General features: G+C 60.0%; 16 protein-coding genes. 13 read left to right on the forward strand and 3 right to left on the reverse strand.

Features of this window, described 5'->3' with window-relative positions:
- Positions 1-63: 63 nt before the first annotated feature.
- Entirely contained in the window at positions 64-492 is a 429-nt protein-coding gene (locus tag PMI03_RS10410) for a CoA-binding protein (protein WP_007692721.1), read from the reverse strand.
- Positions 493-605: 113 nt separating this feature from the next.
- Between PMI03_RS10410 and PMI03_RS10415 the strand changes: the two genes are divergently transcribed.
- The 9 genes from PMI03_RS10415 (at position 606) to PMI03_RS10455 (ending at position 9,535) form a co-directional block, all read left to right on the forward strand.
- Positions 606-932 carry a hypothetical protein gene (locus tag PMI03_RS10415; protein WP_007692722.1) on the forward strand — a complete coding sequence of 109 codons (327 nt, stop codon included), beginning with the start codon at positions 606-608 and terminating at the stop codon, positions 930-932.
- Positions 933-1,836: 904 nt separating this feature from the next.
- Positions 1,837-2,673: an EamA family transporter gene (locus PMI03_RS10420; protein WP_007692723.1), complete on the forward strand. Its 837-nt coding sequence runs from the start codon at positions 1,837-1,839 to the stop codon at positions 2,671-2,673.
- A 238-nt stretch (positions 2,674-2,911) separates the two neighbouring features.
- Entirely contained in the window at positions 2,912-3,376 is a 465-nt protein-coding gene (gene rplM, locus PMI03_RS10425; protein ID WP_007692724.1) for a 50S ribosomal protein L13, read from the forward strand.
- Positions 3,377-3,378: 2 nt separating this feature from the next.
- Positions 3,379-3,846, forward strand: coding sequence for a 30S ribosomal protein S9 (rpsI, locus tag PMI03_RS10430; RefSeq protein WP_007692725.1), 468 nt, complete (start codon positions 3,379-3,381; stop codon positions 3,844-3,846).
- A 271-nt stretch (positions 3,847-4,117) separates the two neighbouring features.
- Complete coding sequence (cml, locus tag PMI03_RS10435) at positions 4,118-5,305, forward strand: CmlA/FloR family chloramphenicol efflux MFS transporter (protein WP_007692727.1); 1,188 nt, start codon at positions 4,118-4,120, stop codon at positions 5,303-5,305.
- Positions 5,306-5,441: 136 nt separating this feature from the next.
- Positions 5,442-5,714, forward strand: coding sequence for a hypothetical protein (locus PMI03_RS10440; RefSeq protein WP_007692729.1), 273 nt, complete (start codon positions 5,442-5,444; stop codon positions 5,712-5,714).
- 97 nt (positions 5,715-5,811) lie between these two features.
- Positions 5,812-6,765, forward strand: coding sequence for an agmatinase (gene speB, locus PMI03_RS10445; protein ID WP_007692730.1), 954 nt, complete (start codon positions 5,812-5,814; stop codon positions 6,763-6,765).
- Between the two features lie 87 nt (positions 6,766-6,852).
- Positions 6,853-7,785 carry an N-acetyl-gamma-glutamyl-phosphate reductase gene (gene argC / locus PMI03_RS10450; protein WP_007692732.1) on the forward strand — a complete coding sequence of 311 codons (933 nt, stop codon included), beginning with the start codon at positions 6,853-6,855 and terminating at the stop codon, positions 7,783-7,785.
- Positions 7,786-8,161: 376 nt separating this feature from the next.
- Complete coding sequence (locus PMI03_RS10455; protein ID WP_007692734.1) at positions 8,162-9,535, forward strand: tlde1 domain-containing protein; 1,374 nt, start codon at positions 8,162-8,164, stop codon at positions 9,533-9,535.
- A gap of 36 nt (positions 9,536-9,571) precedes the next feature.
- Here the strand turns inward: PMI03_RS10455 and PMI03_RS10460 are convergent, their stop codons facing one another.
- Positions 9,572-10,675, reverse strand: a complete 1,104-nt coding sequence (locus PMI03_RS10460) for a COX15/CtaA family protein (RefSeq protein WP_007692736.1) — start codon at positions 10,673-10,675, stop codon at positions 9,572-9,574.
- Positions 10,676-10,787: 112 nt separating this feature from the next.
- Between PMI03_RS10460 and PMI03_RS10465 the strand changes: the two genes are divergently transcribed.
- Positions 10,788-10,997, forward strand: coding sequence for a DUF2842 domain-containing protein (locus tag PMI03_RS10465; RefSeq protein WP_007692738.1), 210 nt, complete (start codon positions 10,788-10,790; stop codon positions 10,995-10,997).
- 139 nt (positions 10,998-11,136) lie between these two features.
- A complete protein-coding gene (locus PMI03_RS10470; protein WP_007692739.1) occupies positions 11,137-12,399 on the forward strand; it encodes a GNAT family N-acetyltransferase in 1,263 nt (420 codons plus the stop codon).
- Here PMI03_RS10470 and PMI03_RS10475 read toward each other — a convergent pair whose 3' ends face one another.
- Positions 12,400-14,565, reverse strand: a complete 2,166-nt coding sequence (locus tag PMI03_RS10475; RefSeq protein ID WP_007692741.1) for a GumC family protein — start codon at positions 14,563-14,565, stop codon at positions 12,400-12,402.
- A gap of 192 nt (positions 14,566-14,757) precedes the next feature.
- Here PMI03_RS10475 and PMI03_RS10480 point away from each other — a divergent pair, with 192 nt between their 5' ends.
- Both PMI03_RS10480 and PMI03_RS10485 read left to right on the forward strand, forming a co-directional pair.
- Complete coding sequence (locus tag PMI03_RS10480; protein ID WP_007692743.1) at positions 14,758-15,333, forward strand: polysaccharide biosynthesis/export family protein; 576 nt, start codon at positions 14,758-14,760, stop codon at positions 15,331-15,333.
- A gap of 12 nt (positions 15,334-15,345) precedes the next feature.
- Positions 15,346-16,491 (forward strand): glycosyltransferase family 4 protein, encoded by a 1,146-nt coding sequence (locus PMI03_RS10485; protein ID WP_007692745.1) that lies wholly within the window; start codon positions 15,346-15,348, stop codon positions 16,489-16,491.
- Positions 16,492-16,540 lie beyond the last annotated feature (49 nt).

A 16,540-nucleotide genomic window follows, 5' to 3' on the forward strand; every position in this document is an offset into this window, starting at 1 on the left:
GCTCTCTTTCGGTGATACCGCGCGACAAACGGCCAACGGTCGCGGTCGAGCGCTATGCCTCAGTCAGGCGACCAGCCGTGGATATTCGATTGCCGGGCAGCGGTCCATGATGACCTTGACGCCGGCAGCTTCCGCTCTCGCTGCAGCAGCATCGTCCCGCACGCCAAGCTGACCCCAGATGACGGGCGGGCGCGGCTCGATCATGATCGTCTCCTCGACCACCGTTCTCAGATATTCCGGGGCGCGAAAGACATCGACCATGTCGACCGGCTCCGGAATATCGGACAGATGGCCGAAAACCCATTGACCGAGGATCTCCTTGCCGGCCTGTCCGGGATTGACCGGAATGACGCGATAGCCCCGCGCCATCAGATAGGCCATGACGCCGTTGCTCGGGCGCTCGGGATTGGGCGATGCGCCGACGAGCGCGATGGTCCGCACGGATAGAAGAATATCGGCGATATAGGAATCGTCATAACGGTCGTGGTTCATCACGGAGCCTCCCTATTCGATCACACTTGTGTTTTGTCACAAATCCAGAAGCCAAAGCTTCGCTTTTGGATGTATATATAAGAATTATAACAGTTTCAGGGAGGATTGCCTCGATGAAAAAATTCATCCTGCTAAGCCTGCTGATCGCCTCGGCCGCCACGCCGGCTCTGGCGATATCACGCTATAACGCCATGTCTTTCACCTGTGCCGAGGCCAGGGCGGTCATCAACCGTGAGCGAGCCGTCATCATGCGCTATCCGTCCACGAGGGTGCGCAACATGACGCTCTACGATCGCTACGTCTCGGACAGCAATGCCTGCAATGCCGGTTACTATGCCTACCAGGACTACATGCCGACCAAAGACCGGGCCAATTGCCCCGTCTATACTTGCCGACCGTCAAGCGACTTCGACGACGACGATATTCTCTTTCGGCGCTGACGAGATTGGCATCGTCGCCGGATCAATCACGGCCCGATAAGCATCTGATCGCTCCGGGCCTTTCTCCATTTTCGAATACGTCCCCCGGATTCGAATCGGAGCCGCCATTATCTATCGTCAGGCCGCCGTTGGTGGCCGTTGCAACGCAAAATAGTTTCTGGCGCATAGATTTTGCGGTTATTGCCCAAAGCGCTTTCAGTCACGCTCCCCGCAGATGGCGGGTTGCGTTCTCATGAAATGCAACTTTTGTTCACCGTTCATTCAGAGGATAATTAGCAAGAACTCATGATGCATGAGGAAATGAGAACTGATTGCGAACGGCCGATATATGCCACCACATGAATTTCTCAGAGAAAAAGACCGTGGTTAAAAATCACTTATTCCGAAATAAATATTACTTTTTATTGTCTCTGTTGGGAATGTTAGTCGATTTTCCCAGAAAAAGCTAGAGTTGCGCCGATTAGGCATTGTTCTTGAATTTTGCGGCCCCCGCTTTCGCTGACCACCCTTCATGCTGCGCTATACTTGTCCCGCTTCGTCTGACGGATGACCGAACGGAGCGGGATGGTCCAATTAGTTAACCTACTCCTCTCCCATATTTTCACAGCGCTTTGGGAACTTATCGACAAAAGCTGCCACAATGCGTTCACTCGACATCCGATTTTTGTTCTCGCTTCATACTCACATGCATTAGAAACGCCTTATAGTTGTAAGCCGGAAATGGAACGGACAGGAAACGAGAAGACCCGTATATTTCCGTGGGTCTGAAATACGGTGATACGGCCGCAACGTTCCACAAACAGCTCGTCTGTTGCTTTTTGATGCATTGAGGATCAAATGACGGCGCGATAACCACAAATTATCAAGTTTTTTGCCCGCCATAGCCTATTCCCCCGAGGTTTCCGTGTCTCTTGACGTCATCGCTCTCGTCCTTCTCGGTGCCATGCTGCACGCGACCTGGAATGCGATCATCAAGGCCGGCACCGATAAATCGCTGGATGCGGCTCTGGTCGCAGCCGGCGGCGCAATCACCGCCCTGCCCTTCCTGTCGTTTCTGCCGTTGCCCGCCTCGGCCGCCTGGCCCTTCATCGGCGCGTCGGCGATCCTGCAATTCGCCTATTTCCAACTGGTGGCCGCCGCCTATCGCGCCGGTGATATCGGCCTCGTCTACCCGCTGATGCGCGGCGTTGCGCCGATGATCATCGCGGCGACCAGCGGCTTCATCCTTAAGGAGAGCCTGTCGGGTGGAGCCATCCTCGGCATCATGACCATCTGCGCGGGCATCATGACGCTGGCCTTCGAGGCACGGAAGGGCGGCCGGACAGCCATCAAGCTCGCGCTTTCCAATTCCGTGGTGATCGCCACCTATACCTATGTCGACGGCATCGGGGCACGGCTATCGGGCAATTCCATATCCTATACGCTGTGGATGGCGCTGCTACCGCCCGTGCTGCTGTTCACCTGGGCGATCTCGCAGCGCGGAGTGAATGCCGTGGCCGCTCATGTCCGCTACAACTGGTGGCGCGGCCTGATCGGCGGCGCCGGTTCCATCGCATCCTACGGCCTGGCGCTATGGGCCATGACGAAGGCGCCCGTCGCCACCGTCGCGGCATTGCGCGAAACCTCGATCCTGTTCGCGCTGGTGATTTCCGTGGTCATTCTGAAGGAGCGATCCAGCATTTGGCGCTACATTGCCGGCGCGATTATTGCCGCGGGCGTTCTGATTCTGAAGCTGGTTTGACGTCGAAAAGTATGTGGTATATAAATACCGTACGATTAATATGCTGATTTTGCTAGGTAATTTTTACAAGCGTCGAAATCCGTCATATTGACCTTCACATACATTCGCTCTATAAGCCGCCCCAGATCGCAGCCTTTCCGGGCTGTTTTCTTTTTGGCGTGTGTTTCGCTCGTCAAACCAAGCAACAAGAAACGCCCTGATGCCTTCGGGTCCGGGGTCCTAAAAGAGAGTATACAACATGGCAACCTTCTCCCAGAAGCCTGCAGAGGTGGAGAAGAAGTGGATTCTCATCGACGCCGAAGGGCTTGTCGTTGGTCGTCTCGCTTCTATCATCGCTATGCGTCTGCGTGGCAAGCATAAGGCTACCTTCACGCCGCACGTCGACGACGGCGACAACGTCATCGTCATCAATGCCGACAAGATCGTTCTGACCGGCAAGAAGTACGAAGACAAGGTTTACTACTGGCACACCGGTTATGCCGGCGGCATCAAGGAGCGTACCGCTCGTCAGATCATCGAAGGCCGCTTCCCGGAGCGCGTCGTTGAGAAGGCTGTCGAACGCATGGTTCCCCGCGGCCCGCTCGGCCGTCGCCAGATGAAGAACCTGCGCGTCTACGCCGGCTCCAACCATCCCCATGAAGCGCAGCAGCCGGTCGTTCTCGACGTGGCCAAGCTGAACAAGAAGAACGTAAGGAGCGCCTGATAATGGCTGATCTCTCTTCCCTGAAGGATCTCGGCACGGTATCGGAAGCAGCTGCTCCCGTTCACGTCCGCAAGGTTGACTCGCTCGGTCGCTCCTACGCGACCGGCAAGCGCAAGGACGCAGTTGCCCGCGTATGGCTCAAGGCCGGCTCTGGCAAAATCATCGTCAACGGCAAGGACTACACGGCATATTTCGCCCGTCCGGTTCTGCAGATGATCCTGCGCCAGCCGATCGTCGCTGCTGCCCGTGATGGCCAGTTCGACATCATTGCTACCGTTGCCGGTGGCGGTCTCTCCGGCCAGGCCGGTGCTGTTCGTCACGGCCTGTCCAAGGCTCTCACCTACTTCGAACCGGGCCTGCGCTCGGTCCTGAAGAAGGGTGGCTTCCTGACCCGCGACAGCCGCGTTGTCGAGCGTAAGAAGTACGGCCGTGCGAAGGCACGTCGCTCGTTCCAGTTCTCCAAGCGTTAATCGCTTATCCGAGATCGGATTTGGAAAGGCCGGGCTCTGCCCGGCCTTTTTCTTTTATACATTGTCGTATGCGGGCGATGTCTGATAGATAGTCGTAACACCTCCGAAACAATCGAGGCCTCAGACAGGACCTTACGATGGGAAGCACTCCGTCAGCAGACAGATAGGCCGCAGCAGCTTTTTTGTTGTTGCGGCGTCTGTCCCAGCCAATCTGATCGTGATGAAAAGACAGGCCGCCGCCAAATCCAATTATTTGAGCGGATGCTTACTTATGCCTTCAAGAATCCCAACGTGGAACTATCGCCTGCCGGCAGCGCTGCTGCTGATGGCGCCCTTCGATATCCTTACCTCACTGGCAATGGATATCTATCTTCCTGTCGTCCCGATCATGCCTCGCGCACTCGATACGTCGCCGGCCGTCGTCCAGCTGACCCTCAGCCTCTACATGCTCATACTCGGCGCGGGCCAGATCGTCTTCGGTCCGCTTTCCGATATCGCCGGACGTCGTCCTGTGCTCCTCGGCGGTGCGGCGCTGTTTGCGGCCACCTCCTTCCTGATGGCCGGCACCTCCTCCGCCGACCTCTTCATGGCACTACGACTGCTGCAGGCGGTCGGCGCTTCCGCGGCTCTCGTCGCGACCTTTGCAACGGTTCGCGATGTCTATGCCGAACGTCCGGAAGGTGCCGTGATCTACAGCCTGCTGGGCTCGATGCTGTCCTTCGTGCCGGCGGTCGGTCCCATCGCCGGCGCCTTGATTGCGAACCATTTCGGATGGCGTGCCATCTTCCTGGCTCTCGGCATCCTGACACTCGCTGCAATCTTCAATGCGACGTTACGATGGGATGAAACCCGTCCGGTAACCGTTTCGAGGCCGAAGACAGCCTTTCGTCCAATCCTGAAAGATCCTTCCTTCTGGACCTATACGATAGGCTTCAGCGCAGCCATGGGCGCATTTTTCGTTTTCTTCTCGACCGCTCCGCGCGTGCTGATCGATCAGGCCGGTTTCTCCAGCCTCGCCTTCAGCCTTGCTTTCGCAACGGCGGCGCTGGTGATGATCGCAACGGCGCGCTTCGCCGGACGCTTCGTCAAGCGGTGGGGCACGGCCGGCAGCCTTGCCCGGGGAATGCTGATGCTGCTCGTCGGCGCAACACTGCTCGCCGGCGGGGAGCTGTTTCTAACTCCCTCCTTCGTCAGCTTCGTCCTGCCGATGTGGATTATCGCAATCGGCATCGTCTTTACGACAGCGGTCACCGCAAACGGCGCGCTTCGAGCCTTCGGCGATACGGCAGGAACGGCGGTCGCTCTCTATTTCTGCGTCGAAAGCCTGATCGTCGGTCTGATCGGCACCTTGTTTGTCGTCATCCTCGGCGGCGATACCGCATGGCCACTCGCCGGCTATTGCGCCGTCATGGCGCTCGTCACGCTATTCTCTTTGTGGCGCCTGCAGAAGAGAACCTGAAACGACGACGAAAGGCCGGGCTCTGCCCGGCCTTTTTTTGTTTTTCCTGGGCTTTTTTGACGGATACCACATCGCCATGCAGGCAAAGCGCGCATTTTATGGCAAACTCGCGCATCACCCATGGAGGAGCCTTAGGATGACACGGACGATAGCTGGATTGATCCTGCCATTTCTGCTTGCAATATCGGGCACCTCGCCTGCCCTTTCGGCGGACGCTCCGCAGCCGACGCCGCAAGAGCAAACGCAGATGGAAAGCATGAAGGAATTCATACAGGCCAATCCGGATTGCAAGGAGTTCACGGATCAATGCTCTGTCTGCACGCTTGCCGACGGAAAAGCTGAATGCTCCACGCCGCAAATCGCTTGCGTCAAGCAGGCCTATCAATGCTCGGCTCCGGCCAGTAAATAACAGAGACAGGAAAGCCCTCTGTTTGAAGCCTTGCAGGCATGCATGCTTGCGCGCATCGAGCCAGCCTGTGCTTTCAGCATAAACGTAGGAGAACTCCGTGCCGAGCACGTCGATCGACCATGCCTTTACAGCGACCAGCCTGACATCGGCGGCCAGCGACCCGACCTTTGCCGGCGCGCTCTCCTTCATGCGCCGCCGCTTCACCAAATCGCTCGAAGGCGCCGATGCCGTCGTCTGGGGCATTCCTTTCGACGCGGCCACATCCAACCGGCCGGGAACACGCTTCGGGCCGCAGGCAATCCGCCGCGCCTCGGCAATCTTCGACAATGATCCGCAATATCCCTTCAACCGCGATCTCTTCGCCGAGATGTCCGTGATCGACTATGGCGATTGCCTGCTCGATTACGGCAATCACCAGGAAACATCGGCCGCGATCGAAGACCAGGCGAATGCCATCCTCGACAGCGGCGCCTTCCTGCTGACGCTTGGCGGTGATCATTTTGTCACCTGGCCCCTCCTCAAAGCCCATGCCGCCAAGCACGGGCCTCTGGCGCTGGTGCAGTTCGACGCGCATCAGGACACCTGGTTCGATGACGGCAGGCGCATCGACCACGGCTCTTTCGTCGCCCGCGCCGCCCGCGACGGACTGATCGATCCCGGCCGCTCCATCCAGATCGGCATCCGCACCCATGCGCCGGAGGATTATGGCATCCGGGTTCTCTACGGCCATGAGGTCGAGGATATGAGCGCCGCTGATATCGCCTCTGCTATCATCTCCCATACCAAGGGTGCGCCGACCTATCTGACTTTCGATATCGACTGCCTCGATCCGGCCCATGCGCCGGGTACGGGGACGCCGGTGGCCGGCGGTCCGTCGAGCGCGAAGATCCTCTCGACGCTGCAGCGGCTGCATCAGCTCGATATCAGGGGCGCCGATGTCGTTGAGGTATCACCGGCCTACGACCATGCCGACATCACCGCCATTGCAGGGGCGACGGTGGCGATGTATATGCTCGGTCTCCACGCCGAAAGGCGTGCGGCTGGAGGCTGAGACCAGCTGTTATCATTTTGAATCAACTTCATGGCAAACTGAGTCCGGAAACATTCTGAACCTATTGAAAGAGCAGGAATAAAGAACATGGCACCGAAGATCTTCATCGATGGCGAACACGGAACCACGGGCTTGCAGATTCGCACGCGCATGGCCGACCGCCGCGACGTCGAGCTTCTGTCCATTCCGGAAGCAGAACGGCGCAATGCCGCCATGCGCGAAGACATGCTGAATAGCGCCGACATCGCCATTCTCTGCCTGCCCGACGATGCGTCGAAGGAAGCGGTGAAGATGGTCTCGGCCAACAACAATGTCCGCGTCATCGACACGTCGACTGCCTTCCGCGTGCATCCGGACTGGGCCTATGGCTTTGCCGAAATGGACAAGGATCAGGGCGGCAAGATCACGAGCGCGCGTTTCGTCGCCAATCCCGGCTGCTATCCAACCGGCGCCGTCGCCCTCATTCGGCCGCTGCGGGCCGCCGGCATCCTGCCGGACGGCTATCCGGTGACCGTCAATGCCGTTTCCGGCTACACCGGCGGCGGCAAGCAGATGATCGCGCAGATGGAAAATGCCGATCATCCCGACGCAATCACCGCGCCGCATTTCCTCTATGGCCTGCCGCTGACCCACAAGCATGTGCCGGAAATGACCACGCATGGGCTGCTCGACCGCGCGCCGATCTTCTCCCCCTCGGTCGGCAAGTTCGCGCAGGGCATGATCGTGCAGGTGCCGTTACATCTCGATAACCTTGCAGAAGGCGCGACGATGGAAAGCATCCATGCCGCTCTTGTTGGCCACTTTGCCGGCCAGGACGTCGTACAGGTCGTCTCGCTTGCCGAGAGCCGCGCCCTGCCGCGCATCAATGCGGTCGAGCTGGCTGGTAAGGACACGATGAAGCTGTTCGTGTTCGGCACGCCCGGCACCTCCCAGGTCAATCTCGTCGCCCTGCTCGACAATCTCGGCAAGGGCGCTTCCGGCGCTGCTGTCCAGAATATGGACCTGATGCTAAGCGCCTAAGACTCTCAGCGGCACTTCCAATCTTCGGCGGTCGGGATTTCATTCCGGCCGCCGAATGCATTTGACGATTGCCTTGTGGACAAGTGCGCTGTCCTGTCACATGCAAATTCACCACCAAAGCAAAAAATGTGTTGCCTGTGATAATTGCGCCACATTCATTCCCTACGGCCTGCATCAGCCGCTCCGGGGACGCAGCGGTATGGGCACTGCTCGTCAGGCAATTTTCAAGATCGCGCCAGCGTAAAGGAATTGGTTACCATAATTCGGCATGCTTTCCGATAACCGGCAAAGTGACGTCCGGACGCAGATTTCGCGTCGCGGCATAGGCCCTTTTGTGAGCCGGTGTGGTGCGTATTTAGTTTGGATCAAGAGTATCATGGCGTTTGCGACCGAGACGTTCGGTAACATCAATCCCCGTTCCGGGTCCGCTTTGCGCCGGAAAAAATCCTCCGGGATCAGTCCCGGCACAGTTATCACCGGCGTTTCGGTCGTGGCTTTCGCCTGGGTGGCCGCAACCCTGATCACCACGCAATCGATGGTCCTGTCCCTGCCCGGCGCGGGTATGTCGGCGATAGATTCGTTCACGCCGAGGGCGTCCGCCTTCATCGTGCCGCAGAGCCATCTGACGCGCCCGACCCGGCTGGCGAGCCAGACCTTGCCCGTGAACCAGCAAAGCCGCACAAGCAGCGTGCCGGCCGACGCGCCGATCGGCGGGGCCGGATACACGGCGACAAGAGACGTCGTCGTTCAGCCCAAGGCAACCGCCGCCGATGCGATGCGGGCGCAGCTTGCAAGCGCCCTTGCGCAACAGGCCTCCGAGTTTCGACTGGCGCAAGCTTCGGCCTCGATCATCAAGGGCAACCGTCCGGTCATGCACGCCTCACCCGCCGCGATTGACCATCTGCGCAAGGTGATCGCCCTCAACTTCGCCAACACCATGCAATCGCTGATGCAGGTCAGATATGCCGCCGCATCCTTGCCGACGGTTGCTCCGGCAAACGCCGCTCCGCAGCCGGTTGAAATCGCCTCCGCCGCTCCCCTTGCCGGCGCGCCGGCCGTGGTTGATGCCGTGCCGCTGCCTGCAAAGGACACCGACCTGCCTGCCGCGGAGACCTTGCCGGTCGCCGCGAACCTGCCGAGCGTGATACCGCTTGCCCGCCCGGAGCATGTGGTGGAAACGGCGCCCGTTGTCGCCTCAGCTGCGCCCGCCAGGTCCCGCAGCGACGACACCGTTCCCGTGGCGCCGCCCGCGCATCTGACGGCTTACGCCAGGACGGACGACGATGAGACCCGGCCGAAGCGGTTCCTCAATCCCTTTGCCGCGATCAGCCCGCGCGGCGGCAACGGCACCGCCATCTACGATATCTCGGCCGGAACCGTCTATCTGCCGAGCGGCGAACGCCTAGAGGCGCATTCGGGCCTCGGCCACATGCGTGACAATCCCCGCTATGTCGACCGCAAAAACACCGGCCCGACGCCGCCTGAAACTTATAACCTGACATATAGGGAAAGTCTGTTCCATGGCGTGCAGGCGCTGCGCCTGACACCCGCGAACGGTGCCCGCGTCTATGGCCGCGACGGCTTGCTCACTCACTCATACATGCTCAGAGGAGGCCGCGGCGAATCGAACGGTTGCGTGGTCTTTAAGGATTACGCCCGCTTCCTGGCTGCGTTCAAGCGCGGCGAATTCAAACGTATACAGGTGGTGGCGCGTCTGTCGTCGGCGCCCAGCAATATTGCGTCACGCTGAAGCTTTGCGAACAGGAGGGCGAGGCGATCATCCGCCTCAGTCCCTCACGGCAATGACCGTCTGGCGCGGATATTCTCCGTAAAAACCGCGCCAGTTGGCGATGGCAAAGCCGAAGACGATCAGCGCGCCGGCCTGGTGGGTCAGTGCCAGATGCAGCGGCACCTGCAGGAGCAGCGTCGTAATGCCCAGGATCGCCTGGATCAGCACCAGCACGAACAGCACGACCGAGCGGCGGGCATGGGTCGTCTCCGCCGCCGCGCGCAGCGAGATGATCATATTGACCGCGACGACGGCGAAGAGCGCATAAGCGCCGAGTCGATGGACATATTGCACCATCTTCGGGTTCTCGAAGAAATTGATCCAGCCCGGCGACTGCACGAACAATCCGCCCGGCACCACCGCACCGTCCATCAACGGCCAGGTATTGTAGGACATGCCCGCATCGAGGCCGGCAACCAGCGCGCCGAGATAGATCTGGAACAGCGACATGAAGGCAATAAGGCCGGCGAGTTTCGCCGAGTAACGCGTCGGGGCCGGCTCGTTCGAATGCGGCGACAGCGCGCGCATGAACCACATGCAGGAGGCAAAGATCAGACAGGCGGTGACGAGATGGGTGGCGAGGCGATACTGGCTGACGTCGGTCCGCGCTTGCAGGCCGGACGAGACCATCCACCAGCCGATCGCGCCCTGCAGCCCGCCAAGCAGGAAAATACCGCCAAGCGGCAGCCATAGCTTGCGCTCGACGCGGCCGGTGAGCACGAAGAACAGCAGCGGCACGCCGAAGATGACGCCCATGGCGCGGGCAAGGAAGCGATGTGCCCACTCCCACCAGAAGATGCCCTTGAATTCGTCGACCGTCATATCCTTGTTCAACAGCTGGAACTGCGGAATGCGCTTGTAAAGGTCGAACTCCTCCTGCCATTCCTGTGCATTGAGCGGCGGGATGACACCATGGATCGGCTGCCACTGCGTAATCGACAGGCCGGATTCGGTGAGGCGCGTCGCGCCGCCAACCAGCACGAGGGCAAAAAGCGCCAGAAGCACGCAACCGAGCCAGATGCGGATAGCGCGGCGATTGCGGTCCTGGCGGGCCACTTCGTTCAAAACAGCCTGTTCCGACGTCAAATTTGCGACAGCCATAGTATCTCCCTTCATGCGCCTGTTGATTTGCCTGATGGGGGCGTGCAAAACAAGTCCCGGGAGTTTGCGGCATGCCGTCGCGGTATGCCGTCGTAAGAGGAGAGACCAACCCGTGCCCCTTCGCCTGCGCAAATTTGTAGGGATGATTTTGCTCGTCCTGCTGGTGGTGATCTATGCGATCGTGGCGATGATCGTGGCGGTACGCACGCTGGCCGATCAACCCGGCTGGGTCCATTTCCTCTATTTCTTCGTGAGCGGCATCATCTGGGTACTGCCGGCGATGGGGATCATCAAGTGGATGGCGGGGCCTCGCGCCCGATAGAGGCGCACCCAAACGCTCGCGGATTAACGTGGGGATAACCGTGATGAGCGGGAAGTCTTTCGCATGACCCTACCTTAAATCAAAAATAAGCCGCCTGAGCGAAGACTGCACCGGAATGCCGTCCGATCGGAGACATCAGGTGCAGAGACAGAAGCTCGATATCGCTGACATGCCCGCTACGAATGCGGCGCACAGGGATATTGTGTCCGCTGCCGTGCTATCGACAGCTGGTCGCAGCATCGACATCGAGATTTTCGACAGCATGGCGCCGCTGGAGACAGAATGGCGCACGCTGGGGCGAGACGATCTCGCATCGCTTCACCAGAGCTATGACTGGTGCATCGCCTGGGCCGAAACCTCAGGGCATCCGCTGGCAATCGTCCACGGCTCCGTCAATGGGCGCACCGCCTTTATCCTGCCGCTGGAGATCATTCGTTCCAAGGGCGTGCGCCGCGCCGAATTCATCGGCGCGCGCCACAGCAATATCAATACCGGCCTGTTTTCCGCAGAGTTTCTGGAAACCGCCGGCAATGGCCTGACAGCGTTGCAGCGGGCTGAGATCGCGCGGGCGTTGCGAGGCAAGGCCGATCTGATGCTGCTGCGCAATGTGCCGCTCGCCTGGCGCGGTCGCACAAGTCCCCTCGCCTCGCTGCCGGCCGTCGAGAACCAGAACCACGCCTTTCAACTGCCTTTCCTCGGCTCCTTCGAAGCGACCCTGAGGCAGGTGAATGCAAAGCGGCGGCGCAAGAAATTCAAGCACCAGAGCCGCATCCTCGATGACAAGGGTGGCTATGAGCATGTGATCGCGGGGCCTGATCAGCAAGACGCGCTGCTCGATCTGTTCTTCCGGCAGAAAGCGGTCCGCTTCAAGACTGCGGGCCTGCCGGATGTATTCCAGGATGCGCCGACCCGAACCGCCCTGCACCGGCTGCTGTTGCATCGGGACGGCGAAGAATCCCATTCCACGCTGGAGATGCACGCGCTACGGCTTAAGGGCGAGCATGAGGGGCATATCCCGGCGATCGCCGCACTATCGCGGAAGGGCGATCACGTCATCTGCCAGTTCGCCTCGATCGATGAGACGCTGGTTCCGGAGGCGAGCCCCGGCGAACTGCTGTTCTGGCTGATGATCGAGCGGTTGCATCGCGAGGATGTTGCCCTCTTCGACTTCGGCATCGGCGACCAGGGCTACAAGCGCTCGTGGTGTCCCATGGAGACCGTGCAGCACGACCTGATCCTGCCGATCTCCGCGGTCGGCCATGTCGCTGCTTTCGCACAAAGAGGCATGACCCGCGCCAAAGCAGCCATCAAGGCCAGTCCGCAACTCTATGGCCTGATCCAGCGACGGCGCGCGCGGCAACGCGTCAACACCCCTTCGACGGAAGAAACCGACAAGGATTGATTAGGCCGCATACTGACGAGCGTCGGCGCCACGCTCGGCACGCCAGCCGGACATCAGGATGATGTGCTCATAGCCAGCCTTCTGGAACTCCGTCATCGCCGCCATGAACTGGTCTTCGTCGGGCTCCGGCATGGAGAGCAGGATTTCCGTATCCTTGCTGCGTGTCAGACGCGCGACGCCGGAGACGTCGGCGGCACCGCATTCGACCAGAACAATATCATAGGCCGAACCGAGCGCATCGAGGATGAGCGACAGACGGTCGGCGCCGCGCATCGCGCGACCGACGTCACTGGTGCCCTGCGGCACAAGATGCGCGTCGGACAGGCGATCCGGGTGAATGGTGTCGGCAAAAGCGGCCTCTCCGCAGAGTAGATCCGTCACCCCTGAAAGATCGTCGGATTCGGCCATCAGCCGCGACGGGCAGCCGGTTCCCGTCATATCGACCAGCACGATGCGGCATCCGGCATCGGCAATGGTGCGGGCCAGCATCACGGTTGCCGTGGAACCATTGTCGCCGGTCGGAGATATGGAGATAGCAAGGCGAGAGTCGCGTCCGATCAGATAATCGGCGACCGACTGGATGGAGAAATCCTCCTCGTCTTCCGCTGCCTCTTGCGGCATATGTCCAAGATCGACCGCCTCTTCCATCTCGCGCGCCAATACCGGATCGACGGCGACGGAAAGCATGCTTGCAGGCACAGGCCCCTGATGCACGTTGGCCGCGGTTAGCGGACGAGCAGCGGTCTCGCGCTCAGCCGGGCCGACCGGACGCAGGGCGCGGCCACTGAAGAGCTCCATCAGCATGATGACGATGCAGGTCAGGAGAAAGGAGGCGAGTGCGGCGACGACGACGATTGGCCCAACCTTCGGAAAATAAGGATCGACCGGCTCGACGGCCTGGGAGACAACGCGGGCATCCGCCGGACTTGAATTCTTGTTGACGCGGGAGGCGGCCTCCCGATAGCGGGCAAGATAGGTTTCCAGCAATTGCCGTTGCGCGGTCGCTTCACGTACCAGCGCGTTGAGGCCGACTTCATCCTGCCCTGCCCGGGCGCTATCGGCCTTCAATGTGTTCGACTGCGCCACGAGCTGCTGTTCGCGCAGCTGCGCGACCTTGGCTTCGTTCTCGATGCTGGCAAGGATCTTCTGGGTCTCGCGGTCGATCTGCTGACGGATATCGGTCAGCTGGGCACGCAGGCTCTTCAACCGGGGGTGCCCTTCCATCAAGCTGGTGGACAGATCCGAGATCTGCGATTCCAGGCCGGACTCCGTTGCCTTCAGCCGCTGGATAGTCAGCGAGCCCGAGACATCGGTCAGCGTATCGATGGAACGGCCGGAGGCGAGCGCGCCGCGCACGGCCTGGGCGCGTGCCTCGGCATTGGCCCTTTCGCCGCGCACCTGCGCCAATTGACCGGAAATATCGGCAAGCTGCTGCGTCGCGAACGTATTGGTGTCGCTGGTCTGCAGGAGGCCGTTGGCGGAGCGGTAATCAGCGACCTTCTTTTCGGCCTCGCTGACCTTCTCGCGCAGATTGGTGATCTCCGGCTCCAGCCAGCGCGTCGCCTCGCTGTTGGAATCGAGCTTGGCGCCGCTCTGCATCGACAAATAGATCTGCGCCATGGCGTTGGGAACGCTGGCCGCCAGATCCGGATCGCGGGAGGTGAAGCTGACACCGATGACGCGGGAACTGTTGATCTGATAGACCTGCAACCGGTTGGTAAAAGCATCGAGCATCCGCTCTTCCGGCGCCTTGTCGAGCGAGCTCTTCTTGAGGTGCAGCATGACCAGAATGTCGGAGAAGGCGGAGCTTCTTGTCGCCGCATCGAATTCCGGGTGCTCATAGAGCTTCAGTTTGGTGATCACCTGCTTGACGAGATCGGCCGACTGCAGGATCTGCACCTGGCTGGCGATATTGAGCTCGTCCAGCAAGGGAGCCGAGCCGGCGTCATTGTTCTGAGTCGTCGTCGCGAATGCCGGCGCGCGCTGCTCGATCAGAATGCGGGTTTCGCTGCGATATTCCGGGGAAACGACCTTGGCGACGGCAAACGCCAGGCAAGCGCCGGCGAGCGTGATGGCGATGACCCGCAGCCGTCGCTGCCATACAGCGCGAAAGAGCAGCGCCAGATCAATATCAACATCCTGCTGGCTGCTGTTGATGCCGGGCATATACAAGAACTCCATAATATAAAGCCAAGATTAAATGTAAACGACTATAGTAACCCAAGCGTTAATAGTATTTTCGAGTATTATTTTCGACACCTCTAATGAATGACATGAATTTTTCTTCGCTCTTTACCGACCGTTAACCCTAACGGATCGATAACGACGACAGTGATTTTCCTCGTCCGTGAGCGCGAAATGTCCTTCGCAAAGCCAAAGATTGTCCTGGCACTCGGCATGGCAGCCGTGAGCGCCGCGCTCAGCGGCTGCAACACCTATCAGCCTGCGCCGAAAGCCTTCAGTGAAGCGACGATCCAGCCCTATATGCTGGATAGCGGCGATCGCCTGCGCGTGACCGTCTTCGATCAGGAAGGCCTGACCAACACCTATACGGTCGACCAGGCCGGCTACATCTCCTTCCCGCTGATCGGCCAGGTCCCTGCCCGCGGCCGCACGCTGCAGCAGCTTTCCGGCCAGATCGCCCAGAAACTTCGCCAGGGCTACATCCGCGACCCCGATGTCACCATCGACATCGACCGCTACCGCTCGGTCTACATCATGGGCGAAGTCGGCCAGCCCGGCCAGTATTCCTACGTCCCAGGCATGACGATCCAGAACGCCATCGCGGTTGCCGGCGGCTTCAGCAGTCGCGCCAACCAGGCCAATGCCGACGTGACCCGCAAGATCAACGGTCATGTCATGACAGGTCGGGTCGGCATCTCGGATCCGGTGCTGGCGGGCGATACGATCTATGTCCGCGAACGGCTGTTCTGACCGTTCACGATCATGACAAAACCGCTCCGCATCCTCCATTGCTTCAGGTCACCGGTCGGCGGGGTCTTCCGCCATATCCGCGATCTGGCGGAGGAACAGAGCAAGGCGGGACATCAAGTCGGCATTCTCTGCGACAGCCTGACCGGCGGGGCGCATGAGGACCGGTTGTTCGACGATGTCCAGCCCTTTCTTGCGCTTGGCGTGACGCGCCTACCGATCCGGCGTCACATCAGCCTGTCGGATATTACGACGCTCTGGAAAAGCTATAAGACAATCAAAAGTTTGCGGCCGGATGTGCTGCATGGGCATGGCGCCAAGGGCGGCCTGCTTGCACGCATCATCGGCTCAGTCTTGCGGGTGAAGAAGTATCGCGTAGCCCGCGTCTACACAGCGCATGGCGGCAGCCTGCATTTCTCGCGCACCTCGCCGCAGGGCATTCTGGTCCATAGCCTGGAGCGGCTGCTGGAATTCCTGACCGACGGGCTGATCTTCATCTGCGATTTCGAACGCCGAAGTTACGAGCACAAGATCGGCAAGCCGCGGACGCGCACCGCCCTGATTTATAACGGCATCAGCGATAGTGACTTCAGGACCGTCCCCACGCGATCGGACGCGGTCCATTTCGTCTATATCGGCATGCTGCGGGACCTCAAAGGTCCCGATCTGTTTGTGGAGGCCTTCGCCAAGACCGAACGGCGGATCGGACGCCCCCTCTCCGCGCTGATGATCGGTGACGGGCCGGACAGGGACAAATACCGGACGATGATGATCGAGCGCGGTCTCGGCCAGCGCATCGGCCTGTTGCCTGCCATGCGCGTGCAGGACGCCTTTGCCCTGTCGCAGGCCGTCGTCGTCCCCTCGCGCGCCGAAGCCATGCCCTATATCGTGCTGGAGGCGCTTGCGGCGGAGAAAACCGTGATCGCCTCGCGCGTCGGCGGTATTCCCGAAGCACTTGGTGAGGATAGCGCGGCGCTCGTGGTTCCCGACGATACAGACGATCTTTCGCGCGTGATGGCCGAGGCCATCACCGAACCGGACTGGGCTCGCCGCATCATGCCCGATATCGGCACAATCCGCTCGGCGTTTTCAGCCTCGATCATGGCAAGGGATACTGTCAACCTATATTACAATATACTTGAGCCAGGCGCCGAACGTTAGAATACAAGCGAGTGTTGTAAGCGTTTCTTAGCTCATACCTGCTAGGCGA

This window comes from Rhizobium sp. AP16 (genome assembly GCF_000281735.1).
Classification (GTDB): domain Bacteria; phylum Pseudomonadota; class Alphaproteobacteria; order Rhizobiales; family Rhizobiaceae; genus Rhizobium; species Rhizobium rhizogenes.